The 24,388-nt window shown below is 45.1% G+C and carries 21 protein-coding genes; 8 read left to right on the top strand and 13 right to left on the bottom strand.

Going from position 1 to position 24,388, the window contains the following annotated elements; all coding sequences use genetic code 11:
* Window positions 1-181 precede the first annotated feature (181 nt).
* The 3 genes from JMX93_RS10790 (at window position 182) to JMX93_RS10780 (ending at window position 1,934) form a co-directional block, all read left to right on the top strand.
* Window positions 182-1,087 carry a LysR family transcriptional regulator gene (locus JMX93_RS10790; protein ID WP_198332339.1) on the top strand — a complete coding sequence of 302 codons (906 nt, stop codon included), beginning with the start codon at window positions 182-184 and terminating at the stop codon, window positions 1,085-1,087.
* A 370-nt stretch (window positions 1,088-1,457) separates the two neighbouring features.
* Window positions 1,458-1,613, top strand: a complete 156-nt coding sequence (locus tag JMX93_RS10785; protein ID WP_499204709.1) for a hypothetical protein — start codon at window positions 1,458-1,460, stop codon at window positions 1,611-1,613.
* The gene (locus tag JMX93_RS10780) at window positions 1,614-1,934 is read left to right on the top strand and encodes a phosphatase PAP2 family protein (protein WP_499204708.1); all 321 of its coding nucleotides are present in this window, start codon (window positions 1,614-1,616) and stop codon (window positions 1,932-1,934) included.
* 26 nt (window positions 1,935-1,960) lie between these two features.
* Here the strand turns inward: JMX93_RS10780 and JMX93_RS10775 are convergent, their stop codons facing one another.
* On the bottom strand, window positions 1,961-2,464 hold the full coding sequence (locus tag JMX93_RS10775; protein WP_499204707.1) for a hypothetical protein: 504 nt from the start codon (window positions 2,462-2,464) through the stop codon (window positions 1,961-1,963).
* Between the two features lie 489 nt (window positions 2,465-2,953).
* On the opposite strand from JMX93_RS10775, the gene JMX93_RS10770 reads away from it, so the two are divergent.
* Window positions 2,954-3,343: a tautomerase family protein gene (locus tag JMX93_RS10770; protein WP_499204706.1), complete on the top strand. Its 390-nt coding sequence runs from the start codon at window positions 2,954-2,956 to the stop codon at window positions 3,341-3,343.
* Between the two features lie 135 nt (window positions 3,344-3,478).
* On the opposite strand, the gene JMX93_RS10765 is transcribed toward JMX93_RS10770, so the two are convergent.
* The gene (locus JMX93_RS10765; protein ID WP_499204705.1) at window positions 3,479-4,543 is read right to left on the bottom strand and encodes a 2,3-butanediol dehydrogenase; all 1,065 of its coding nucleotides are present in this window, start codon (window positions 4,541-4,543) and stop codon (window positions 3,479-3,481) included.
* 605 nt (window positions 4,544-5,148) lie between these two features.
* Between JMX93_RS10765 and JMX93_RS10760 the strand changes: the two genes are divergently transcribed.
* Together JMX93_RS10760 and JMX93_RS10755 are read left to right on the top strand one after the other, a co-directional pair.
* Complete coding sequence (locus JMX93_RS10760) at window positions 5,149-6,090, top strand: homocysteine S-methyltransferase family protein (protein WP_499204704.1); 942 nt, start codon at window positions 5,149-5,151, stop codon at window positions 6,088-6,090.
* Between the two features lie 10 nt (window positions 6,091-6,100).
* Entirely contained in the window at window positions 6,101-7,426 is a 1,326-nt protein-coding gene (locus tag JMX93_RS10755) for a basic amino acid/polyamine antiporter (RefSeq protein WP_499204703.1), read from the top strand.
* A gap of 81 nt (window positions 7,427-7,507) precedes the next feature.
* On the opposite strand, the gene JMX93_RS10750 is transcribed toward JMX93_RS10755, so the two are convergent.
* The 4 genes from JMX93_RS10750 to JMX93_RS10735 all read right to left on the bottom strand — a co-directional run bounded on the left by JMX93_RS10750 (window position 7,508) and on the right by JMX93_RS10735 (window position 12,429).
* Complete coding sequence (locus JMX93_RS10750; protein ID WP_499204702.1) at window positions 7,508-8,968, bottom strand: ABC transporter ATP-binding protein; 1,461 nt, start codon at window positions 8,966-8,968, stop codon at window positions 7,508-7,510.
* Window positions 8,965-9,768 carry an ABC transporter permease gene (locus JMX93_RS10745; RefSeq protein WP_499204701.1) on the bottom strand — a complete coding sequence of 268 codons (804 nt, stop codon included), beginning with the start codon at window positions 9,766-9,768 and terminating at the stop codon, window positions 8,965-8,967. The genes JMX93_RS10750 and JMX93_RS10745 overlap by 4 nt, the downstream gene beginning before the upstream one ends.
* Window positions 9,769-9,864: 96 nt before the next feature.
* Window positions 9,865-10,803: an ABC transporter permease gene (locus tag JMX93_RS10740; protein WP_499204700.1), complete on the bottom strand. Its 939-nt coding sequence runs from the start codon at window positions 10,801-10,803 to the stop codon at window positions 9,865-9,867.
* A 69-nt stretch (window positions 10,804-10,872) separates the two neighbouring features.
* Complete coding sequence (locus tag JMX93_RS10735) at window positions 10,873-12,429, bottom strand: ABC transporter substrate-binding protein (protein WP_499204699.1); 1,557 nt, start codon at window positions 12,427-12,429, stop codon at window positions 10,873-10,875.
* Window positions 12,430-12,713: 284 nt separating this feature from the next.
* On the opposite strand from JMX93_RS10735, the gene JMX93_RS10730 reads away from it, so the two are divergent.
* Window positions 12,714-13,160: a DUF2798 domain-containing protein gene (locus JMX93_RS10730; RefSeq protein WP_499204698.1), complete on the top strand. Its 447-nt coding sequence runs from the start codon at window positions 12,714-12,716 to the stop codon at window positions 13,158-13,160.
* 181 nt (window positions 13,161-13,341) lie between these two features.
* Here JMX93_RS10730 and JMX93_RS10725 read toward each other — a convergent pair whose 3' ends face one another.
* Both JMX93_RS10725 and JMX93_RS10720 read right to left on the bottom strand, forming a co-directional pair.
* Window positions 13,342-14,472: an NAD(P)-dependent alcohol dehydrogenase gene (locus tag JMX93_RS10725; protein WP_499204697.1), complete on the bottom strand. Its 1,131-nt coding sequence runs from the start codon at window positions 14,470-14,472 to the stop codon at window positions 13,342-13,344.
* A 413-nt stretch (window positions 14,473-14,885) separates the two neighbouring features.
* Complete coding sequence (locus JMX93_RS10720) at window positions 14,886-17,240, bottom strand: FepA family TonB-dependent siderophore receptor (protein WP_499204696.1); 2,355 nt, start codon at window positions 17,238-17,240, stop codon at window positions 14,886-14,888.
* 470 nt (window positions 17,241-17,710) lie between these two features.
* Here JMX93_RS10720 and JMX93_RS10715 point away from each other — a divergent pair, with 470 nt between their 5' ends.
* On the top strand, window positions 17,711-17,875 hold the full coding sequence (locus JMX93_RS10715; protein ID WP_499204695.1) for a hypothetical protein: 165 nt from the start codon (window positions 17,711-17,713) through the stop codon (window positions 17,873-17,875).
* A gap of 23 nt (window positions 17,876-17,898) precedes the next feature.
* On the opposite strand, the gene JMX93_RS10710 is transcribed toward JMX93_RS10715, so the two are convergent.
* From JMX93_RS10710 to JMX93_RS10690, 5 genes are all read right to left on the bottom strand, one after another.
* Entirely contained in the window at window positions 17,899-18,933 is a 1,035-nt protein-coding gene (locus JMX93_RS10710) for a porin family protein (protein WP_499204694.1), read from the bottom strand.
* A gap of 160 nt (window positions 18,934-19,093) precedes the next feature.
* Window positions 19,094-19,567, bottom strand: a complete 474-nt coding sequence (locus JMX93_RS10705; protein ID WP_499204693.1) for an acyl-CoA thioesterase — start codon at window positions 19,565-19,567, stop codon at window positions 19,094-19,096.
* A gap of 170 nt (window positions 19,568-19,737) precedes the next feature.
* Entirely contained in the window at window positions 19,738-21,426 is a 1,689-nt protein-coding gene (locus JMX93_RS10700; protein ID WP_499204692.1) for a fatty acid--CoA ligase, read from the bottom strand.
* Window positions 21,427-21,475: 49 nt separating this feature from the next.
* Window positions 21,476-22,678, bottom strand: coding sequence for a 3-oxoadipyl-CoA thiolase (locus JMX93_RS10695; RefSeq protein WP_499204691.1), 1,203 nt, complete (start codon window positions 22,676-22,678; stop codon window positions 21,476-21,478).
* 73 nt (window positions 22,679-22,751) lie between these two features.
* Window positions 22,752-24,317, bottom strand: coding sequence for a 3-hydroxyacyl-CoA dehydrogenase (locus tag JMX93_RS10690; RefSeq protein WP_499204690.1), 1,566 nt, complete (start codon window positions 24,315-24,317; stop codon window positions 22,752-22,754).
* Window positions 24,318-24,388 lie beyond the last annotated feature (71 nt).

Here is a 24,388-nt window from a genome sequence, read left to right as displayed (position 1 = left end):
TTATCAAAGCTGTCTTGCAAACGAAGCCAAAAAGAGCCTCTGCCAGTGCTATGACCAAATACTCAAAATTCCCTAAAATATTCTACGCTTTATTAATAAATTGATATATTGTCTCAAAAGACAATGTTATTTTCTTTTTTTGATATAATCAGAAACACATTACTGCAATTGGAGAACAAGTGTGATCAAAGCTGACGACATGATTTTATTCGTTCAGGTTGTTGAAGAAGAGTCATTTTCTAGAGTCGCTGAAAAATTATCATTGACGAACTCAGTGGTTAGCAAACGTATTGCAAGACTAGAAGAAAGCTTGAATACACAGCTGCTTTACAGAACAACCAGAAAGTTAAGCCTAACCGATGCAGGAAGGACACTTTATAACAAGGCGAAAATTGCTAAATTTGCCTTTCAAGAAGCCGAAAATGCTGTGACAGGTTATGGCGAAGACATGAAAGGCAACATACGTATCACTATGCCAGTGGTGTCTGCTGACTTAGTATTGAGTGAAGCCATTGCCGAATTTTGTAAAAAGTACCCTGAAATATCGGTAGATTTACAAATTACCAATCGATTGGTTGATTTGATAGAAGAAGGATTTGATCTGGCAATAAGAACCGCCGAACTTGAAGACTCATCTCTCATTGCAAGGCGCCTTATAGATAGCCAGTGGGTCATATGTGCGACACCAGTCTATTTAGAGCAACATGGTACGCCTCAAATTCCTGAACAGTTACAACATCATGAGTGCTTAGTTTATAAGTTTGATAATACGGCTAACGGCATATGGCCACTATACATAGATGGCGCAGAACAATTACTTCCTGTACAGGGTCGATTTCATAGCAATCATCTTAGTGCCATTAAACGAGCTGCTCTTAGCGATCTAGGTATTGTCTTTTTACCACAAGTACTTGTTTATAATGAACTTCAGCAAAATACGCTCACGCAAATTTTGCAACGTTTTACACGAAAAAAAATGGGGATGTATGCGGTATACCCTAAAGCAAGGCAGCCTGATCAAAAACTGAAACTGCTTGTTACCCATTTACAAGAGTCATTACATCAAAATCAGGCTTATTACTGCTAAGTAAAAGCCTGATTTTGATGTACGTAAAAAAATTAGTTAAATCAAAATCTTAACAATAGGTTTCGAGGCTGTAATAGATAAGCACTATGCTAGACTACTTTTATCAAGAGTGTGCTGCAGCAATAATACAGCGCACTCCACGAGTCGCATACTAAGTAAACCTTTTTAGGTAACAATGGCATCACTTTTCTGGTCTAATCCTCACCATTTTGACACTCTAGAATATATATATTTTGGCGCTGTTTGCAGGCTTGGTCGAGGATATAGTGGAGGCCGACTCTATTGTGACCACGGATCTGTTTGTATCGCAGCATATGAGTGTGCTGCGCGAATCTGGCATCATAGATTTTTTTATTTTGTGATCGGACTAATGGTCTCGACCATCGGCAGTACCGCTTTTACTTTTGCGAATAAGATGGTTTTTCAACGTGCCCGCCCAATTGATATTTTATTGCAAGAGCACACCTATTCGTTCCCAAGTGGTCATGCCACCATCAGCATCGCGCTGTATGGCTTTCTTGCCTAGATGGCGATTCGTTTTAGCCAAAGCTTTATTCACCAAGTGCGGATATTATCGCTCGCGCTTTTATTATGTCTGCTCATAGGGTTAAGCCGAATCGTACTCAATGAGCATTATCTGAGCGATGTGATGGGTGGGTTTTTGGTGGGGACATTATGGCTGACGATTGCCATTAGTATGATGGAGTGGCTGACCGCCCGAGGTAAAATCAATTGGCGTGTGTCGTGGTCATCAGGGTCGGTGTATATGCTATGGTTTAGTGTGTTGAGTATTTTGATCGCTATCTTTGTGTATGCCAATATTTATCAGTTTCCGTTGCTTGGGTAGTAGCAAAGCAGGCTTTTCTTAATATGCTAGACGTGCTTTGCTAACCATATCTTATGAGTTCTATGATTAGGAATTAAACCATTACTTACAAGTCCTTTCAAGCAACCAAATCTTGAGTGCCCTTCGACTAAATGTAACTTACATTTCAATTCAAGGAATATTGGTGACCTTTTCCATGTGTGATTATTTTCCCAGTACATTACAGTCTGTTTTGTATGCCCAATTAGCTTCCATTCTAAATCTATAGATACTTTACAAGACTTCATATAACAGGCATGTACCCATTTTTGAAAACTAGGAAAAACTGTAGCAAGTGACATTTCATCAAACGTGAGATCGACAAGCTCCCAGTTTAGGTTGTAAATATTTAATTCAGCGTATTGTGCTTGAAACTGATCATTACGTCCATGATCTCGATAAAACTGCTCTAAAACATCCATTGGTGTATTCGGCAAACTTAGGATTAGCTCATCAATATCTATGTTTCCTGCTTGGTCAGCAGAAAAATTCATTAACTCTTTAAATTTCAAAACTATCTCACAATGCAAGTTTTGGCATATATGGGCATAACAACTCCCAAACAGTGTATGTCATTCAACGTATTCAGTAAAAGGCATTGAATGTAATAAAAACTAATTAAGCATTATCCTCCGCTTTTGACACCGCAAGCGCTTCTGCCAACACCTCAAAGATGCGTGGATCAGTGGATTGGGCAACATCAAAGCGCATAAAATATTCAGCGCTTTGCGACTAACCAAACACATTCCTAAGTGGCAAAAAATATGCATCACCGCCAGCAGCAACGACCACACCAAGAAACACTTCTCAATGATAGATGTTTTTAGTTAATAAAAGGCTTAATACTGACCGTCCAACGATGAATATCAAAAAATAATTACGAGAATATCACTGAAGCCAAAGCGGCTATCGATGATGATATCTGCGACTATTATCATTGCATGAGCGCACTGGGCGTCAATGATGATTTGCCATAATTACAATTGTATAAGGATAAAAACATGCCATTAGTACGAATAGACGTGACTGAAGGTCGCAGCGACAACGAGCTTAAAATATTAATGGATACGGTGCAAGACTGCGTCGTGAGCGCGTTTGAAGTGCCTGAGAGAGACCGATATCAAATCGTCACCGAGCATAAGCCCGGACGTATGATTTTGCTCGATACAGGTTTGGGGTTTGAGCGCACAGAAGCCGCCATTGTCATTCAAGTATTTACCAGTCCGCGCGCAACAGTGATGAAAAAGAAATTTTGTGAGTTGATGGCAGACAAGCTCCAGACGCATTGCTCACTTGACCCAAAAGACTTGTTTATCTCTTTTATGACCAATACTGATGTGGATTGGAGTTTTGGCTATGGTGAAATCCAATATCTGAACGGTAAATTGTAGAGCCGATTTCGATTTTGTCATCACAGTATATACAGTCAAAAACTCATAAAAAAGCGCCATTCTAATAAGATGGCGCTTTTTTTATTCTTATCATCGACTCTATTCTGCAAAGCCAATTTTATTCAAATATATCGCTTATAAATTTGGATTCACGATGATTTTTACCGCAGATTCATTGTTGTGAATGAGCGTTTCAAACCCTTTTGAGATCAAATCATCCAACGCAATGCGCTGAGTGATGAACGGTTCAAGATTGACCAAACCGTCTTCGACCAGTTTAATGGTGTCTTTGTGATTGTTGACATAGCCAATGGTGCCGCGAATATCCAATTCTTTCATCACCACGCTATGGACATTGACGGAGGCAGGATGACTCCAGATAGAGACAATGACCACCACGCCAGCAGGCTTGGTCAGCTCGACTAGCGAGTCGAGCACCGCATTGACACTGGTGCATTCAAACGCCACGTCCGCACCGCGATTGTCCGTGATTTTCATCACTTCTTCTTTTAAATCTACTTCGGTAGGGTCCAAGATATAATCGGCAACACCGCTGTCTTTGGCTTTTTCTTTACGCTTGCTGCTCAGCTCCGTCAAGATAACCGTCAAACCTTTGGCTTTGAGCACTGAGGATAGTAATAGACCAATAGGGCCACCGCCACCGACTAATGCCACATCCCCTTCTTTTGCGCCGCTACGCACAAAGGCGTGATAGCCGACCGATAACGGCTCAATTAAAGCTGCTTGATCTAATGGAATGTCATTTGAAATCGGATGCACCCAGCGGCGTTTGACGGCGATTTTTTCTGATAAGCCGCCCCCACGTCCACCCAAACCGATAAAGTTCATGTCCTTTGATAGATGATAGTTCTCCCCTTCGGCAGTGGAGACATCATCAGCGATGATATAAGGCTCAACCACTACATGCTGACCGACTTCGATATCATCGACACCCTCACCTACTTCGTAAACCACGCCTGAGAACTCATGCCCCATCGTGATGGGTGCGGACTCTCCCGAGATGGGATGCGGATGACCGCATGGGGGGATAAAAATAGGCCCTTCCATAAACTCATGCAAATCCGTGCCGCAAATACCGCACCATGCCACATCGATACCGACCTTACCCGCCTCAACAGTAGGCTCTGGAATGTCTTCAATACGAATATCACCTTTATCATAAAAACGTGCTGCTTTCATATCATGCTCCTTTGATAAGTGTATACAACGAGGGTTACTCGCTACCATCATGCCCAGATTAAAGTTGGGCTGTCAACGATGGCCGCGTGTGCAGTTGTTAAGCGAAAGTAACGCTTATACACACTTTTAGGCAAATAACTGATATCAATGATTATCTGTCATTACATGACTTTCTATATCAAATGATGATTATTTATAGTCCATAAAACTCTTATGAATACTCTAAAAAAAATAGTAAAAAACACAAACCAAAGTCATAAGAGTAAAGCAGTGGACAAATAGGTTTATCAAATTGTCTCTATATAACTTTTTTAAGTATTTTTTTAGATTTACTAAAGCGCATTTACCACATAAAAATGATCAAGTAATGCTTAGGTGATTTACGACTGTCATAGGTTTTAATGTAAAACATACATCTAGTAGCGTCCATTACTGGGCTAATTCCTTATAGTGTTGGCTGATATTGATACGCAAATAATAGAATTAAACAATAAAGGTGATAAGTTGTCAGTGTTGCCAAACTTTTGGTTGCATCTGCCCCTCATTACGCCTAGTATTTCGCCCTTCTAAATAATTCTACTATTTACAATAAAGAGGGATGTGTTATGGCAACTAATTCAGTCACTATTATTGACGGCGGTTTGGGACGCGAACTTGCTAAACGCGGCGCACCATTTCGTCAGCCTGAATGGTCGGCGCTGGCGATGATCGAAGCACCTGAGATCGTCCGTGACGTGCATCGCGCCTTTATCCAAAGCGGCGCAGCAGTCATCACCACCAACAGCTATGCGCTCGTGCCCTTTCATATTGGCGAAGAGCGTTTTACCAATCAGGCTCAAGAATTGGCAGCGTCAGCGGGAGAAATGGCGCGTGCAGCGGTCGAAATGGAAGGGAGCGCGACTAAGGTAGCAGGCTCTATCCCGCCACTATTTGGATCATACCGTGCTGACTTATTTGACGCTGAGCATGTCGAAGATATCGCAACGCCACTTATCAAGGGTTTAAACGAACATGTGGATTTTTGGCTAGCAGAAACCCAAAGCTTAATCGCTGAATCTGTCGCTGTTCGCGAGTTACTAAATACGTTGGATACTGACAACAAGCCGTTATGGGTGTCATTCACCCTAGAAGACAGTGAGCATCTTGATGTACCACGCCTACGCTCAGGTGAGACGGTAGAAGAAGCCGTTACCAAAATGGCGGATATCAATGTAGAAGCGATCTTGTTTAACTGCTGTCAGCCAGAAGTGATCGACCAAGCGCTTGATGTCGCCCAAAGCACGTTACAAGACAAAGATGCCGCGCACATCAAGCTTGGCGCCTATGCCAATGCCTTCCCACCACAGACAAAAGACGCCACCGCCAATGACGGCCTTGATGAAGTGCGTGACGACCTAACCCCGCCTGCGTATTTGGTCTGGGCAAAGAAATGGCAAACCCAAGGCGCATCACTGATCGGCGGCTGCTGCGGTATTGGCCCTGAGCACATTCAGGAATTGAGCCAGCATTTCACCAGCACTTTGATAACAGGTACTTCAACAAAATAGAGATAGCACGATGCAAAATGGACAAAAAATCGGGCTAACCATGCTCACCGCCATCGTGTTCAGCTCGATGGTCGGTGCGGGCATTTTTAGCCTACCGCAAAACATGGCCGAAGTGGCAGGCGTGGATGCCATCATCACTGCATGGATCATCACAGGCGTGGGTATTTTGTTCCTCGCAGGCTGCTTTTTGCATTTATCACGCCTAAAGCCTGAACTGGATGGCGGTATTTATACCTATGCCAAAACAGGGTTTGGCGATTTGGCAGGCTTCTTTTCAGCATGGGGTTATTGGCTGTGTGCCACCATTGGTGTGGTGGGTTATTTGGTCGTGGCGTTTGCAGCATTGGGTAGCTTTATTGATACGCCAACCAGTATTGTCTTTGGTGAAGGCAACACGATTGGCGCACTAATTGGTGAATCGATTATCTTATGGTTGGTGCATTATTTGGTACTGCGCGGCGTCAAACAAGCGGCCTTTATTAACCTGCTGGCGACCTTGGCAAAAAGCCTACCGCTGATTGCTTTTATTGTGTTTGCCTATTATGCTTTCGATATGCAGACCTTTAATGCTGACCGCGCAGGTACGACGTTAGAAGTGCCGTTTATGGAGCAGGTCAAAGGGACGATGCTGATTACCCTTTGGGTTTTTACGGGTATCGAGGGTGCGATTGTCTTATCACAGCGCGCCAAAAAGCGTTCTGATATCGGTCGCGCCACCTACATCGGCGTGATTTTCGCACTAGTGCTGTATATTGCCATCACCCTACTTTCGCTTGGGGTGATGAGCCGCATTGATGTGGCTGCACTTAGCAATCCCTCAATGGCAGGCATCATGGCGCAAATGACGGGCAGCGTTGGCAAATGGGTCATTAGTATTGGGCTTATCGTCTCGGTGTTAGCGTCTTATCTGAGCTGGATTCTTTATTCTGCCGAAGTACCGTATACCGCTGCCAAGTACAATGCGTTTCCGCGTATCTTTACTAAGCAAAACGAGCAAGGCACACCGACTGCTTCACTGCTGCTGACCAGTGCCACCGTTCAGCTGTGCTTATTGATGATCTTTTTGACAGGTGAGGGTTATAACACCTTAGTGATTATCTCTACCTCGATGATTTTGATTCCTTATTTTTTGGTCGGGGCATATTTGGTCAAGGTGTCATTTGCACAGTCAGAGCGCTGGCATATCAAAGCCATTGGTCTGGGCGCGAGTGTCTATGGTGTTTGGTTGATTTATGCCGCTGGCGTGGACAACTTACTGTTGTCCTTACTGCTCTATATCCCAGGCTTAGCGATTTTTTATTACAGCCGCTATCAGGCACGGCAGCAGTTAACATAATCCAACTGATCAATAGCTATTTTAATAACGTAAAAGGTCCAAAAACCATCGTTTTTGGACTTCTTTGTGCGTTGTCGGCCATTATGACGGTTTAGTAAAGCGTTCTAAGTCAATCACTTGATGGCAGTAATGGCGCATGATGTGATGATCATGGCTGACCATCACTAGCGTGCACTGCTGGGCTTGGCACTGTGTGACCAGCAAATCCAGCGTTTCTCTTTGGGTGATGGGATCGAGTCTGGAAGTAACCTCATCAGCAAACAGCAAAACAGGATTAAAGAGTAATGCGCGCAAAATCGCCACCCGTTGCAACTCCCCGCCCGAGACATTGAGCGCGTTGCGAGTGAGAATCTGCTTATCTAGCTTTAGCTTCTCCAATAATTCAGGTACGCGGCTAGCATCTAAACGATGTTTGCGGATGACATCATTTAGCAGAGTTTGCAACGGTACATGCGAGGCAAAAGCAGCAGGCGGATCTTGATACAGTTTGAGCACTTTATGGCGTTTGGGTTTACTTTGCCATGCAATGGAACCGCTGGCAGGTTTAAGTAGACCGCAGAGCGCGTCGCCTAATGAGCTTTTGCCAATTCCGCTGCCACCAATCACCCCAAGCACTTCAGCGCGCTTGAGACTAAAACTCAACCCCTCAAACAATACCCGCTTACCACGCACTAAGCTCACTTCTTTTGCGGTCAATAAGGGTTGCTCTTCAATGATTGTGCTATTTTTTGCTGGCCAGTTATCAGGCGCGGCAGCGATGAGTTGTTTGGCGTAGTCTGATATCGGTTGGTTCAATACCTGCTCGCCTTTACCTTGCTCAAGCAGTTTGCCTTTTTTCATTACCATGATGCGATCATCAGCACCAACACTCAGCGCTCTTGCCACATCGATATCATGGGTGATGGTAAGCAACGTACCGCCCTCTTTAGCGACGTTTCTTAGCAGATTAATCACCGCTTGTTTGTTGATCTCATCTAAGCCTTTGGTCGGCTCATCCGCGATGACAATATACGCGCCGCCCGAGGTGGCAATCGCAAAAGACGCACGCTGCGCCATACCGCCTGACAGCTCGTGCGGATAGTACGCCGCAAATTTGCCTAGCCCTAGTGCTTCTATCTTCTCTTGTGCCAATTGCTTACTGACCTTGCTGTCTTGCTTGGCAACAAAATACAGGCTCTCCCACACTTGACTGACCACATCCATCGTGGGGTTCAGCGAACGACTTGGCTCTTGTGGCAGCATCGCCATGCGGCGACCCCAATACTCACGCAGTTCCGGCTTAGTTAACGCTTGGTTTTCGATCAAAATATCGCCGCGGCTCACCAGCTCATCAGGCAATGCGCCCATGATGGCTTGCGCTAGCAAACTTTTACCCGACCCTGTTTCACCCAAAATGGTCAGATTTTGGCCTTTGTATAACGTGACACTAATTGGCTCAACCAAACCGTGCCCTGACTTGGTAAACACCGCCAAGTCGTCCGTTTTTACCAATACATTGGCGGCAGCCTTGTCAGTATTGTCTCCTGCAGTATGAGCGATCATTTCATTTTTCCTGAGAGTAATTGTAGGCTTAATACCAAAATAAAGACGGCAATAATAGGCTGGAGAAACACAAAAGGTGCTTGATAGTAATACGGAAACAGCTCCGTCATCATCAAGCCCAGCTCGGCGGTAGGCGGACGCAAACCAACATTGATAAAGCCTAGCGTGGCAAGCGCGAGCACCGCATTGCCTGCCGCAAAAGCACTTAGAGTAGCGACAACGGGCAAAATTTTGGGTAAAAAGTGTCGTTTAAAACAATAGAAAAAATCCATACCCATCAAACGCGAGGCTTCGATCTCTCGGCTACTGGCAATGGTTTGCGTCATGGCACGCACCATGCGAAAGAACTCAACCCAGAGCACCAAGGATATACCAAGATAGAGCGACCAAAAGGTGTTGGGCGCAATCGCTGCAAACAGCAATACAAACAACAGCCCCGGTAGCGCCATGATAATGTCACATAAAAAGGTGAATATCTTATCCACCCAACCGCCAAAATAGCCACTAAGCACACCCATCAACAGTCCAAAAAATAGGGCAAAACCCACCGATAGGACAATCAGTAAAAATGACAAACGAATGGCTGACGCGACGCGTGCCAGCATATCTCGACCAAAATGATCGGTGCCAAACCAATGGCTGATACTGGACGATTGCAACATATTGCCAAGGTCTTGTATGTCGGCATCTATCGGATAGTAAAGCGGCTGCAAAAACGCAAACACCAATAGTAAGATGAGTAGCAGTCCGCCAAATTTTTGTACTGGTTGTAGGGCATGAACCCCGCTAAAAATAGTCATAAAATCATAATTCCTCATGTGGCTTCGGTTTATGGCTTAAGTTCGTGATTGCCATTTTGTGATAAAGCTTTTTGATAATGGCTTTGACAGTAATGATTAACGTGCCAAATCAATACGCGGATCAATCAAACCACTGAGCAAATCCACCACCATATTGAGCACCACAAACATACCGCCCATAATCAACGCGGTGCCTTGTATCATCGGCACATCACGCGCGACGATGGCATGCACCAACGCATGGCCACTACCAGGCCAAGCAAACAAACTCTCCACGATTACCACCCCTTCCACCAAATACACCAACTGGACTGAATGATAAGCCAAAATCGGAATGGTCACGTTACGTAGGCCATGCCGACAAAATGCCGTCCATTTATTCAGTCCCTTTAACTGAGCAAAATCATAATATTCAGACGTTTGTACCTGTACCATCGCATGGCGACTCACGCGAACCGACACCGCAGACAGCCCGATCGCTAAGGTCAATGCCGGCAAAATATAATGTTGCGGCGTGCCATAACCTGCAGCGGGTAGCCATTTTATTTGGACGGCGAGTAGCGTGATGAGCGCAATACCAATAATAAAAATAGGCACAGAACGCAGTACCGTACTGGCCACCAAAGTCAGACGATCAAACCAGCCATTGGGTCTTTGTGCGGCAAGCAAGCCAAGCGGCGGCCCGATAAAAATCGATATCACCAATGCCGCTAGCGCTAAGGACAGCGTGTGCCCAAACTGATGCGCAATCTCAGCCCATACTGACTCGCCACTGACTAAGGAGTGACCAAGATTAAACTGCAACAAATCAAGCAACCAATCAAAGTAGCTTTGCCACCACGGTTGATCCAAACCAAGCTCTGAGCGCACCAGTGCGGCGGCGGCGGCATCGGTCTGGTCATACCCGTAGCGACTGGCCGCGATGCGGTACGCCATATCACCGGGCAAGCTGCGAGTCAGCACAAAGGTCAATGTGCCGACCGACCAGATAACCAAGAGCAGCTGCAGCACTCGATGAGCAATATATTTAAACATAGTTATCCATTACAATTTTTCAGTGTTATAAAGAATTGGCGTTACAAAGCAAATGACAGTAAAGACGACTTACCAAGACAACTTGTTTAAATAAAAGTTTCGCTCCAAACCATCGATTTCTAAGCCTTTTAATGACTTATGCGCGGCGGCGTTTTGTTGGTAGTACACCACAGGCACGATAGGATGCTCATCAAAAATGATTTGCGAGACGCGCTGCTTGGTCGCCACATCATTGCCCTTGGTCGTCTCAAGCGTCAATAAACGCTCGGTCAGCTCTGGATTTTGCCAATTCATCACGCCCCAATCGCTGCCTTGTGGGTCAAAATCTTCAACGAGTGAACCGACTGGATCAGGCGTCATACCGTAGTTACGCGCATATAGTCCCATCTCCAGCGTGCCGTCTTGATGACCTGATGGAATCTCTGAAAAATTACCCACGGACACATCCACATCGACCCCAATTTTTTTCCACTGTGCTTGCAAAGCGGTGGCGATAATCGGTAATTCAGGACGATCTGAGAATGTTCGTAAAGTAAATTTAAAGGGTTTGCCGTCTTTTTGGAGCATGCCATCACTATCCTCGGTAAAGCCTGCGTCTAATAGGCGCTGCTTGATCGCTTGGGGACTCGGCTGCGTACTTTGCGTTTTGATTTGCCAGTCTTTAAATATCGGTGGCAAGATTTGCGCGGCGGCCGCATTATCAGTATGCATCACAGATTGGGCAATGCCTTGTCTATCAATGGCATCACTAAGCGCTTGACGAACACGCACATCGCTAAACGACGGATTGTCCGCATTGACTTTATATTCGATAGTACGCGCCAGTGACTTTGACTGAACTTGTAGATTGGGGTCCTGCTTTAGGCGGGTTAGACTCGCGGAATCTAAGGTAAATACTAAATAATTGGGCTTGCTCTGCGCCAGCAGGGTGCGCGTTTCGCTACGGCTATTAGCTAAGTAAGTAATGTCTTGGATCTTAGCCTTCTCGCCCCAGTAATCGGCAAAGGCTTTTTGCTCGATTTTTTGTGGTGGCTCAAATTTGGTGACATAGTATGGCCCTGTACCGATAAGTTGAGTGATCTCATTATTCTCATCAAACGATGAGCTGGCTAAAATAATACTGGTCGCATGCGCCAGATAAGCGGGGAAAGACATGAGCGGCTTCTCTAATGTGATTTCAACCGTCTTGCTATCAATTGCTTTCATTTGTGCAATAGCCGCTGACTCCAAAGCAGTGGGCTTGCTGAGCGCCACCTGCAAACTTTTGACCACATCATCTGCCGTCAGTGGCGAGCCGTCATGGAATTTTACGCCATCACGCAGCACAAACGTCCACACATCGCCGTTCTCATTGGCAGACCAACTTTGTGCCAGCATGGGTTGCAGTTCAGCATTTTGTTTGGCATCGACCAGCGTTTCGGCAATTTGCAAGCGCTGAAAAATAAATCCCGACTTGCTAGGATCAGTGGAGGTCAGCTCCCACGGCGTCACTACGATTAGCTCCTGCTGACTGTCATCTTTTGCTGCTGTGTCAGCGCCTGTGCTCGCCGTCTTAGCGCCAGCAATGGCATACCATGCCAGTCCTGCTAACATCACCAATACCAAAATCAAGCTAATTTTCTTCATATATCTTCCGTTATAGTATAACATTTCAAAAAAACGTTATGTTATAACGAAAGGCGCTTGAGGTAAACCTTTTTTCTATTGAGGTTAAGTACTAATCCTCATGTCATTTTATGAGTTCAAAATGGTACTAACCTTATAAAAACACATCGCTTACGCATCATAATTTTCATCAAAATATCGAGTGAATTCATCGCTTTGTACAGAAAAAAATCAAAAGAACAAGACTGCCTTTCGCAAAAATATATGGCTATACTGCACTTGAATTATTTAATATGGATAGGTAAATGCTCAGAAATTTCAAAAAAATATTGATCATTTTTAGTATAGTAGCGGTTATCGGTGGGACACTAACCTTTGTCATGACTTGGAATAATATCGGTTTTGGGGATAGTTTTCTGCGTGCTTGGCTGAGCTCTTTTGCGCTTTGCGTGGTCTGCATTGCACCTATCGGTGGCGTGATCGCCATACTAATCAATAAAATATTACGGGCGGTATTGCCAGATATTTCCACCGTACAGATGAATGTCATTTTTGGTCTATGTATGGCAATCATCATGGAGTCAATCATGGCCGTGGTTACCACGATTAATCTCAGTGACTTCTCTGATTGGCATCATTTTCTCTATATGTGGATCGCCAGTTTATTGACCGCCCTACCGATTGGCATTTTCTTTTCCATTATTCTCTCGTTAATCATTAAACCCAAACTCGAAATTTTTTGGGCAAAATAATTGTAGAATAAAAACAACGAATTAATAAAAAGAGCAGTCGATAAAACAAAAAAGGTCTGAGCGAATGGCTCAGACCTTTTTATATTGAAAGAAAATAAAAATTTTTATGCGGATTTGCGATACAAGCTATCAATAACATACCTGATAATATATTTGCCCATTTTTTATAGACAAATAACTTTTAAGCATTATCAGCAATACGAATGATAGGCTTTAAGGTAGTACCCTCGGCACTGTCTTTTGCGGCTTGATTGATATCTTTAAAGTCATAGTATTTGACCAATTTATCAAAGGCAAAACGTCCTTGTAAATAAAGCTCTACCAGCTGCGGGATAAATATCTTGGTAGTCGCGTCGCCCTCAACAATACCTTGGATAGATTTACCGCCAAGCAGCAAATCATTGACATCAAAGTTGGCATCTGTCTCAAGCGCAGGTGCGCCTACGACACCAATGGTCCCAAGTGTGCCCAGCGAGTCGATACCTTGACGCAAGACAGCTGGAATACCGGTTGATTCTAAGGCAAATAGCGCGCCGCCACCTGTGATATCACGCACCTTTTCGACCACGTCTTCTTCTTTACTATTGATAACGTGGGTCGCACCAAGCTCCTTAGCAAGCTCCAGCCGTGATGGCACTACATCGACGGCGATGATAGTGGTTGCGCCCGCCACTTGTGCGGCCAGTACCGCAGACAAGCCCACAGCGCCTGCACCGAAAGTCACAAAGCTCGTGCCCGGGCGCACTTTTAGCGAGTTGATGACCGCGCCTGCGCCTGTCTGAATGCCGCATCCTAATGGGCCAAGTAGCTCAATTGGAGCATCCTTCGATACCTTGATGGTGTTGCTCTCTAAACTGAGCGCATAGGTGGCAAATGAGGACTGGGCGAAGAAATGGTCGTTGAGCGGGTTGCCGTCAGCATCTTGAATAGCATTATTACCGTCCATGTCACTGCCGCCAAAATTACGCGGGTAAAACTCTTTACAATAGGGCTCATGACCTGAATGACACGAACTGCATTGTGAGCAATAGCCATAGCTCAGTACTACATGATCACCCACTACAATATCTTTAACCAGTGGCCCGACTTTTTCGACGATGCCTGCGCCTTCGTGACCCAACACCAGCGGCAGCGGTACGGGGTAATCTTGGTCACGCACGATCATATCGGTGTGACACATGCCTGTCGCAACGATTTTTACCAGTACTTCATCGTCCTTGGGCGCTCGAATTTTGGCGGGCTCCAAGGTGAAGTCAGCTCCCTTTTCTCGGGTGACGGCGGCGGTAATGTCAATATATTCTGTTATACTCATATATAAAATCCTTTTTTATCATATGCGGTGAAGCCTAGCGCTGATAAGCACTGCTTCTATATGCCTGTTTTAGGGCGGAGTGCTTGCTACTAGAGCACTTTTTATGCTGAGATATTGTGTTTTTTAGACAGTTATAGCATTTCTAAAACAGACTCTTTTAAAACGACTACTTTACAGCGGGCACTTTAAAGTAAGTCTATCTAAAATATACGTGAGTGCCACGGACAGTGTCAACATAGAAACTGCCGCTGTATCCGTTTTGATACAATTAGGCTAGCGAGAGTCTCCAGATTGGTTTGGTTTTGTTGATTTATCAATACAGCTATCACGCTAAGCTCAAAATGCATAATCAAAAAAAGGTCTAAGCACATTGCTTAGACCTTTTTTATTTAGACAAATGACTGGTTTAGCAGTTAAAAATCAACCCTGATATCGAAGACATAATAACGTCCAGGCTCATTAAAAGTACGTGCTCCTGCATTAGTGCCAGTCCCTTCTCGTTTGACTTGTTTATCAAATAAATTCTTTATACCCGCACCAACGGTGATACCATCCGTCAAATCATAGCGGGTGCTTACATTGGCAAGCGCGTAGGGCTTGCGAGCCAGATTTAATGTCTCAAGCTCATCACCAGTCGTGACCGAAACATCGGGGGCATCAATGCGTCCATAGTAACTAACACCAAAGTCAGTATTCCAGCGTGGGGTAATGTCCCAATTGACATTTGAGTTCATCGTAAATTTAGGAATTAAGGACAATGGCTCACCAGTATCTTTGCGTTCTGAACGAATATTTCCTGTTAAGTTGGTTGACCATGAAACCGTATCAGTGACAGGCACTTTGACAAACCCTTCTAGGCCTTCAATGATCGCCTCTCCTTGGTTTTCCCATTGAAAAACAGAGCGGTCGGCAGCGACACCATCAGCCACTACACCGACCACGCCCACACGCTCTATGCCAGCACCGATACGGTTATCATAATCGTTGCGATAATAAGTCAACCCTGCATTGAGTCCTGTGTCATCCTTATAAGCAAAGGTCAACTCTTTGTTCCAAGAGGTTTCATGCTCAAGCTCGGAGTTTCCTAAGACATAACAGCCCCGTTCATCAGTCGGTATGCTTGATGGGCAACCATTCCCGCGAGTATAGTAAATATAGTTCGGATCCAGCTGATATAGGGCGGGCGCTTTAAAAGCGCGACTGGCGCCTGCTTTTACCGACCAGTTCGGACTAAAATGCCAAGTGGTATTCAGACTAGGTGACCAATTACTACCTGCCTGATCATGATAATCAAAACGTATGCCAGGGGTGATATACCAGTCAGGTGTAATTTGATAGTTATCTTCTAAGTAAGCACCAATAAGATACGCGTCTGATACTGGATCACGCTTAGCAGGATCGGTCTCTGTATCACCAAAATCAAACCCTTCATCAAATGTTACAGCAGAAACCAGCGGATTGTCTAACCTCTCACCACGGAACTCTGCTCCAGCAGTCAGTGTATGACGGTCAAAGTAGATGTCCCACTCTGATTTTGCATTTAACGTATCATAGGTGGCTTCTGTCCATGTATATTCTGCTCCTGCCTCAGGGACTGAAATTTGTCCTTCAACACTACCGCCATTACCTTCATTTAAGCGCTCATTAAGAGTGCGTGTATATTCTATATAGCTGTTGCTACTGGCATCGTCATACTCACCGCGATGAGTCAATGCCGCACCATAACGCTCCATCTTGTTGGTTTCTTGACCTGCCAGCGCATTGACCAAGTCATCATTCACTGTCTGAAATTGCGAATCACCTGCCCAGCGATTGCTTTGATTACTATAATTGACCTCAAAGCCAACGGTATTCATTGCATCCATGGCATATTCAAACAGCTGGCGCGCGTCTATATTCTCAACCCCTTCACGACCGGCGGCAACAGACGCTGCTGGTCCACTACGACCATCAACAATTTGAGCATCATCTGCATTGATATAAGGATCGTCACCTTCACTATCGTGATAGCCAAGTGTAGTACGAAAAGACAGCTTATCTGTCAATGGCCCTGCCATGTTGATATTGGTGCGCCAATCTTTACCCTCAAGATCGCTTTCTGGCATCTCATAGTGACCAGTCACCGAAAACTCTTTTTTATTGGGAGACTTGGTGATGATATTGACGACCCCGCCCATACTTCCCGAACCATAACGAGCGGCGGCTGGACCGCGTAATACTTCGATACGCTCAATGGCGCTTGGCGGCACCCACTGTGAGTCACCGCGCGTGTCTTGTTCACTGGCACGGCCAGGACGCACCGCGTTACGTGACGTCACTGGACGCCCATCAATTAAGATGAGCGTGTTATTCGGCCCCATGCCGCGCAGATCTATTTGGCGCTGGTTGCCTCGTTGACCAGAAGTAGACGAACCTGAAAGGTTCACCCCTGGCATCTTACGCACGATTTCTGAAATATCATTAGAAACTGACGCTTTTTCGATGGCTTCCTCACTAATGACGGACAGACCTGGCGCCTGTACGAGCTCCTCCCTTGCCGCAACGACGACAATGGTATCAAGCTCGGTAGAGGGCATGGCTTCTGACTCAGTCGCGTCTTGCACTGCTACTTGCATGGTCGCCAGCTCATTGGTGTCAGAGGCGAGTGCTGTCGTGCTAATGATAGAGGTGATAGCAATGCTCAATAATGCACGACTGGTCAAGATACAGGTCGGCTTTTGTGAACGAAAATATTTTTTATAGTTAGAAGGTGTTGATAACGTCGGCATAAATCACAATCCTAAAAGTACTTCGTTTTATTAATACCTGCCAGCTTTGCTCATAAAAGGCGTGTTATAGAGCTGAGTAATAAGCATTATGCTCAGGGAAAATAAAACTGCCCCTCTTTTACTACAATTTATATAAGCTAAAGTATTGATCTAAAACACATCTTAAAAACAGCAAAAACGAAGCGATGTTAACGGTTCGGTAATAGAGAGTGCATACTCTAGCAACATTGTATAAATAATACAAATGTTAATGAAAATTATTATCATTTAGTTTCAAGAAAAGAATTTTTCTGGATAGAATTGATGCGATACAGCCATTTGTGTCGCAAAGCAGGTTCAGTAATGCCGCAGCCGCGATGTAATGGTTGCCGCGACTGGTCGGTAAGTATGTCTCAAAGTTAGAATACAACCTGCCTCGCAAGCCTGAATATCTAACAAACCATCGTTATGTGCATTCTAAAGGTACTATTGTGATAGTGTTAGCTAATGACGAACCCGAGGCATTAGGATTGTATGCAGTGTATGCTCATAGAAAGCTACTGCCGCCCAAGATTCCATGTTTTATTGATTTTATCGAAGGGTATTACGGCTCACCGCCTTATTGGGATTGGGATGAGCCAATACAACATTTATAGATGCATGCAGTGTTTTTATTTAATCAGAAGTCGTATTTCGCCATTACTTCAATCTGCTGACCTGCTGGCATCCACGGAAATGTCGTTGCGTTTTGCTCTCGCCACTCAATGCCCAAATCTAAATCTGGTAAGTACTCATAGATAAGGTTTGCGCTTTTTACATTGGCAGACGTATCTGCCGCACCCTCGACATTCACCTCGCCATAACGCAAATTACCACGCAGCTTTTGGGTAAATTGATGCTTATAACCGACGCTATAACCTGTTTGTGAGATCAGTTTGCCATCTTCGGCATCACAATTTACACCGCCATTCATAATGAGAGGTCCGCCAACACAGATGGCAGAATAGACGCCCATACCTTTACCATTGTATACACTGGCATGGAGTGAGTCCTTACCTAATGTCACCTTGCCTGCTAAAGACACGCCGACGCCCACATCCGAATCGTCTCCATTTTCAGCCTCACGAGCCGTGACAGCGACATTATAGTCAAAATTAGATATCTTATCTTTGTAGCTGACTACCATATCAGGTAGGCTCGCGTCGTCATACACAGGGTCTTGAGCCGTAAAACGCAGCCCGTTATAAGTATAATGTACCGTCAAATCTGGACGGATATAAGAACCTCCACCAGAAGCCGTTCCAATACCTGTACCCCAGAAATCGAGCTGCTCAGTGGAAAGGGGCGCAACTGCCAAAAACTGACCATTCCAAGTCTTACCGACTGTCAAATCATCCACTTGAACATAAGCATGACGCAAGCGAAGGTTTGAGCCGCCCTTAGCATAATCCCCATAAAAATCGCCTTCAATAAAACCCGTAAGTTTTTTATCCTCGACGGACTTGGTCGTCTTCACATTGATACGCGATTGGCGCAAGTTTCCCTTAAACTCTGAATCCCCTTCATCGGGCGAATTAAACGCCCCTTCTCCTTTGATATAACCACCGATACTCAATGTTGTATCGCCCGTTGTCACAATATCTATCGCTTGTGCAGAGGCGCATGTTGCCACTATAGCCAAACCTACAGATAGCCTTTTTGTATAAGGCATCATTCATCTATTCCCTGTTTTATTTTGATATCCTTATCAATCCCAATCGCTACTACGTTTTCTCTACTTCATAAAAATGAATGATCCTTCTATATGAAAATTAACGCCTACTTTCTAATTAAAAAATTCAATAATAATTCAACCGACATATTGAGTTTTACGCTTATTGATTAATGTTCTCTAACGCCGCAATCGCTTCTTTTTGCGACTCATCGATCGGTTTTTTTTGTCCACTCAATTTATCGAGATAGACTAATACGGACTCACCAATCGCGACGATTGTCTTTTGCGCTGTACTATAATAGGTATATTCATGAATAAGACTTGAGTTGCCGATTTTTTTGACTTTAACGCCAATCCATAATTCATCAGGATAAGCAACAGATTTGAGATATCGACATGACGAGGCCGCCATCACCGAAAACGTTTTTTCGTTGAATAAACCCAAGCGCCTGTTGTAATAGATACGAGAATTTTGCGAATATTCATAATAGACAACATTATTGACATGACCAAAGGTATCCATATCACCCCATTCCACTTGCTGAGGGTAGATAACCGTAAAATCATGCAATGGATGATTGTCATCGCTTGTGACAATCTCTTGTATTTCTGGGAATATAGGCACAGCTTCCATAGTTTTTCTCTTCTTATTATGTAGGTTTTGTTATGCAGATTATGATCGTTTCTAAGAGTACTCGTTACCATCTAACACTTATTCAAACCTAGGCATTTATGCAAACGCTCGCATTTATGCAAGCTTTAGCATTTATTAAAATCATTACTATGCTTAGCAAGCTTGTTGGATTAGATTAAGTTTTCTGAGCACATCAACCGCATTCTCTTCTTATCGAGTTTACCGACACTGGTTTTTGGCATTTCTGATAAAAACCTAATCTCACTTGGCACACCATACTTTGGCAGATGCCCTCTCTCTACTGCTTGATAACCCAACGCCAGAATATCTTCCATTTTTGTATCGATATGGTCTGGTTTTAGCACAATTAATGCCAAAGGACGCTCGCCCCAGCGCTCATCTGGCACACCAATCACAGCAATATCAGCAACGCTAGGATGGAAGGATAGAATGGTTTCGACCTCGAGCGAGGACACCCACTCACCGCCAGATTTGATAACATCTTTGAGCCTATCGGTAATGCTGAGCGTGCCATCAGCAGTCATGCAAGCGATGTCTTGCGTATGCATCCAGCCACCTTTCCATAACGCATTGCCCGCATCAGGATTTTTAAAGTAGCTTTGTGTTAGCCACGGTGCTCGTATCACTAGCTCGCCCGTCGACTTGCCATCCATGGGTTGAGGTTGTCCGTTTTCATCCCAAATTTCCATCGATACCAGCATGATGGGCGAGCCTGACAGACAACGATAATTCAGATTATCCTCCAGTGTCATCGACTCTGTCTTATCATCAAATACTGCTCGAGACAGTACAGGACAGGATTCTGACATCCCAAACCCTGACATAAATTCTATGCCACATTCTATAGCGGCTTTAGCCAAGCCTTCGTTGAGCTTTGAACCACCTAGCAGCAGTTTAAGATCCTCAAATTTGCGGCCGCGCTCTGCCATTTCTTTGAGGAGCATTTGTAATATGGCGGGAACACCATGTGACAGCGTGACTTTGTGTTGCTCGATCAAATCGACTAGCTTTGGTGCTAGATAGCGTCCGGGATATACTTGTTTTAGCCCTATCATGGTTGCGCCATACGGCCAGCACCACGCATGAACATGAAATAGAGGGGTCATCGGCATATAGACATCGTTATAGCGCGCGCCTTGACCTTCGGCATTGAGAGCTGATGCCAAGGTGCTTGCCATCGTCTGTAGTACGATCTGGCGATGGGTAAAGAAAACCCCTTTTGGATCGCCTGTGGTACCACTTGTATAGAATGTGGTCGCGATGGTGTTTTCATCAAAATCTGGAAAATCAAACTCATCACTAGCAGCTGCCAATAGTGCCTCGTATTCACCGTCAACATAGTCAGGCAACTCTGCTTTCTCACCACCTGCTTTGTCATCCTCTGCGTCATCCGCCCATATCACATGCTCAATAGAAGGCGCGTCGTCGCGGTAGTTTTTGATCATCGGCGCAAATTCAGCGTTTAGTAGCAGTGCTTTTGGCGCAGCATGATTGACGGTGTACAGCACTTTGTCTTCTGACAAGCGTACATTGACGGTTTGTAAAATCATGCCCGACATCGGCACTGCAAAGTATGCCTCAAGGTAACGATGACTGTCCCAATCCATGACCGCGACCACATCACCTGCCTGCAAGCCCATGTTTTTTAGGACATTGGCCAAGCGATTGATACGCTTAAAAAACTCAGCATAGGTATAAGTGACTTTATCTGCATAACTGATGGTTTGATCAGTAGAAGCAATTTTGGCACGGTTCAGTAGCTGTTTGATAATTAAGGGAAACCCATACGCTTCTTCGGCTTGATGGTAGTTGTCGTGTTCGTTGAGTATGGTGGTCATAGTGTCATCCTTGATAATAAATAATTTGGCAAGCTTTATGCGGCACGGCTTAGACGCGTTCTATCACCATGGCAAGCCCTTGCCCAATACCAATACACAAGCTGACCACTGCATATTTGCCGCCCGTACGCTGTAGCTCTCGAGCAGTGCTCAAGGCGATTCTTGCACCGGATGCGCCAAGCGGATGGCCGACAGCGATTGCCCCGCCATTAGGGTTGACGCGCTTATCATCAAAATCAATGTCCAACCCTTTTAGACAACCCAATACCTGTGAGGCAAAGGCTTCATTAATCTCAATGACAGACATGTCATCAAGGGTTAAATCCGCACGCTTTAGCGCAAGCTTAATCGCTTCAACAGGACCCACGCCCATGATGTTAGGCTCAACACCCATCGCACCTGATGACAAGATTTTGGCAATCGGTTTAAAGCCTAGCTTTTCTTCTGCTTGCTTCGAGCCGATGATTAGCGCAGCAGCACCATCATTGATACCGGAGGCATTACCTGCGGTGACCAGACCATCTTTGTTTAAAGGCTTAAGCTTTTGTAGTGCCTCAATATCGGAGCTGGCACGAGGATGTTCATCTTCCGTGACTACTTTTGCGGGCAACTTCTTACCTTGTGAGACGGTGATAGGTGTTATCTCATCGTCAAAGAACCCTGCTTGTTTGGCAGTTTGATACTTTGATTGTGATGCGGCGGCAAACTTATCCGCTTCCTCGCGCGTAACACCATACTTCTGCGCGACATTATCGCCCGTCTGCGGCATGGTATCGCTACCGAACTGCTCAATAATCTTTGGGTTGGGAAAACGGCTGCCAATGGTCGTATCAAATACTTTAAAATCACGGCTAAAAGCCTGCTCAGTCTTGGCAAAGACAAATGGCGCACGCGTCATCGACTCCACACCACCTGCTAAAATAATATCGCCTTCGTTACACGTAATACTGCGAGCAGCATCGACAATAGTAGACAGACCTGACGCACATAAGCGGTTGACTGTCTGACCAGGCGTTTTTACGTCCAATCCTGCTAATAGAGCAGCGTTGCGAGCAATATTGCGAGAGTCCTCACCTGCTTGGTTGGCACTGCCTAACAATACTTCGTCGAAAATATCGGCAGATAGCTGGTGCTTCTCAACCAACGCTTTGATCACGGTGGCGACCAAATCATCAGGGCGTACCGTTGCTAATGCGCCGACATAGCGACCAAAAGGACTTCTTAATCCATCATAAATATAAGCATCTAACATAACTTTTCCTTGTCGTATTTTTTAACTTTGAATAATGGTTCTATGGTTTGATAACCATATTCTGTCGTTCTTATTAATAGGTGGTTTGCTGAGTAAAGAGTGAGACATCTAGTTTAGCGCGGCGTTGTAACCAAGGGCTTGGACGGTAACGTAGATCGCCTGTGAGCGCGTATATGCGCTCTAAAATGAGCAGCACACGCGAAGCACCAAGATGATCGCCCCAAGATATAGGGCCATATGGATAACCTAGCCCAAGCTTGACGGCATTATCGATATCCTCTGGCGTGGCAATCTTTTGCATTGCGATGTCACAGCCAAGATTGATTACCATAGCGATCACACGCTGTGCCACAAAACCTGTACTTTCAGTAATCAGCGTGGCACTGCCTGCATCCTGCGCATCTGCCTCACTGCTATCCAAACCGTTACCAAATAACTTGTAAGCTTGCGCTACAAACTGCTCTTGCGTGACGATGCTTGGCATCAACGTACGATGCTTTGTAAGCTCGGTAAGCATATCAATAGCAACGGCTTGCTTGGGATCGACCTGATAACGAATCGCAGCATTGGTCGTATCCTCGCCATAGATAGCCAGCAACACCAAACTATCAGGGTGCGGTGTGTCGTTATTATCAATAGTGATGTCACAAGTGTTTAGATAATCGATTAGCTGTGTTTTATCTTCTGCCAAATCAGCGCCAATCCAAACCGATGTAATAACGGCATCAGATATGAGCGCTTCGGACGATTGATTTTGAGCGGCAGCCGTAGACAGCTTCTGACCGTCTTTATAGTGATAAAAACCTTCACCAACTTTACGGCCGAGCTTTTTGCCTACCAGCATTTGGCGGGTTAATGGATGCGGGCGATAACGCGCTTCGTGATAGAACTGATTGTAAATCGACTCCATCACAGGATGAGATACATCAACGCCCGTCAAATCAAGCAGCTCGAACGGCCCCATACGAAACCCTGCACCATCACGTAGAATGCGGTCAATTTGCTCAAAACTTGCGACACCTTCACCCAATATTTTTAATGCCTCGGTACCATAGGCTCTACCACCATGGTTGACGATAAATCCTGGTGTGTCTTTTGCCACCACGCCCAGATGACCCATCCGTTTAGCCAAATCGGTGAGAACGTCAACGACCGATTGCTGAGTAGAAATCCCAGGGATGATTTCTACAATTTTCATCAAGGGGACTGGGTTAAAGAAATGAAATCCTGCCACGCGCTCTGGATGGTCACAGTCAGCAGCGATTGCGGTGACTGATAAAGACGAGGTATTGGTCGCCAAAATGGTATCGGCTGTGACAACACTTTCTAATTGGGCAAAAAGCTGTTTTTTGATATCTAAGTTTTCGATAATGGCTTCAATCACGATCTCAGCGGTAGCAATCTGGCTCAGTTCTTGGACGACTGTTAAGTTGCTTAGCATCAACTGCAGCTCATCATCACTAAATTTGCTTTTAGCGGTAAGCTTTTCGAGCATAGCTTGCAGCGACTGTCGCCCTTGCTCAGCTGCGCCTGCTTTGGCGTCATATAAAAGGACTTGGATACCAGCTTGGGCAGCAATTTGGGCAATGCCCATACCCATAATACCAGTGCCAACAATGGCAAGTGTATTCACGGTCATAATGATTCTCTACATAATTTGCGATAGGATTTGGTCGGCGTGGACCTCAAAAGACATAAGCGGCGTCGATG

Source organism: Psychrobacter muriicola 2pS (genome assembly GCF_904846535.1).
Taxonomy (GTDB): Bacteria; Pseudomonadota; Gammaproteobacteria; order Pseudomonadales; family Moraxellaceae; genus Psychrobacter; species Psychrobacter aquimaris.
The sequence above is the reverse complement of the archived record's forward strand: the minus strand, read 5'-3'. Positions and strand labels throughout refer to the sequence as shown.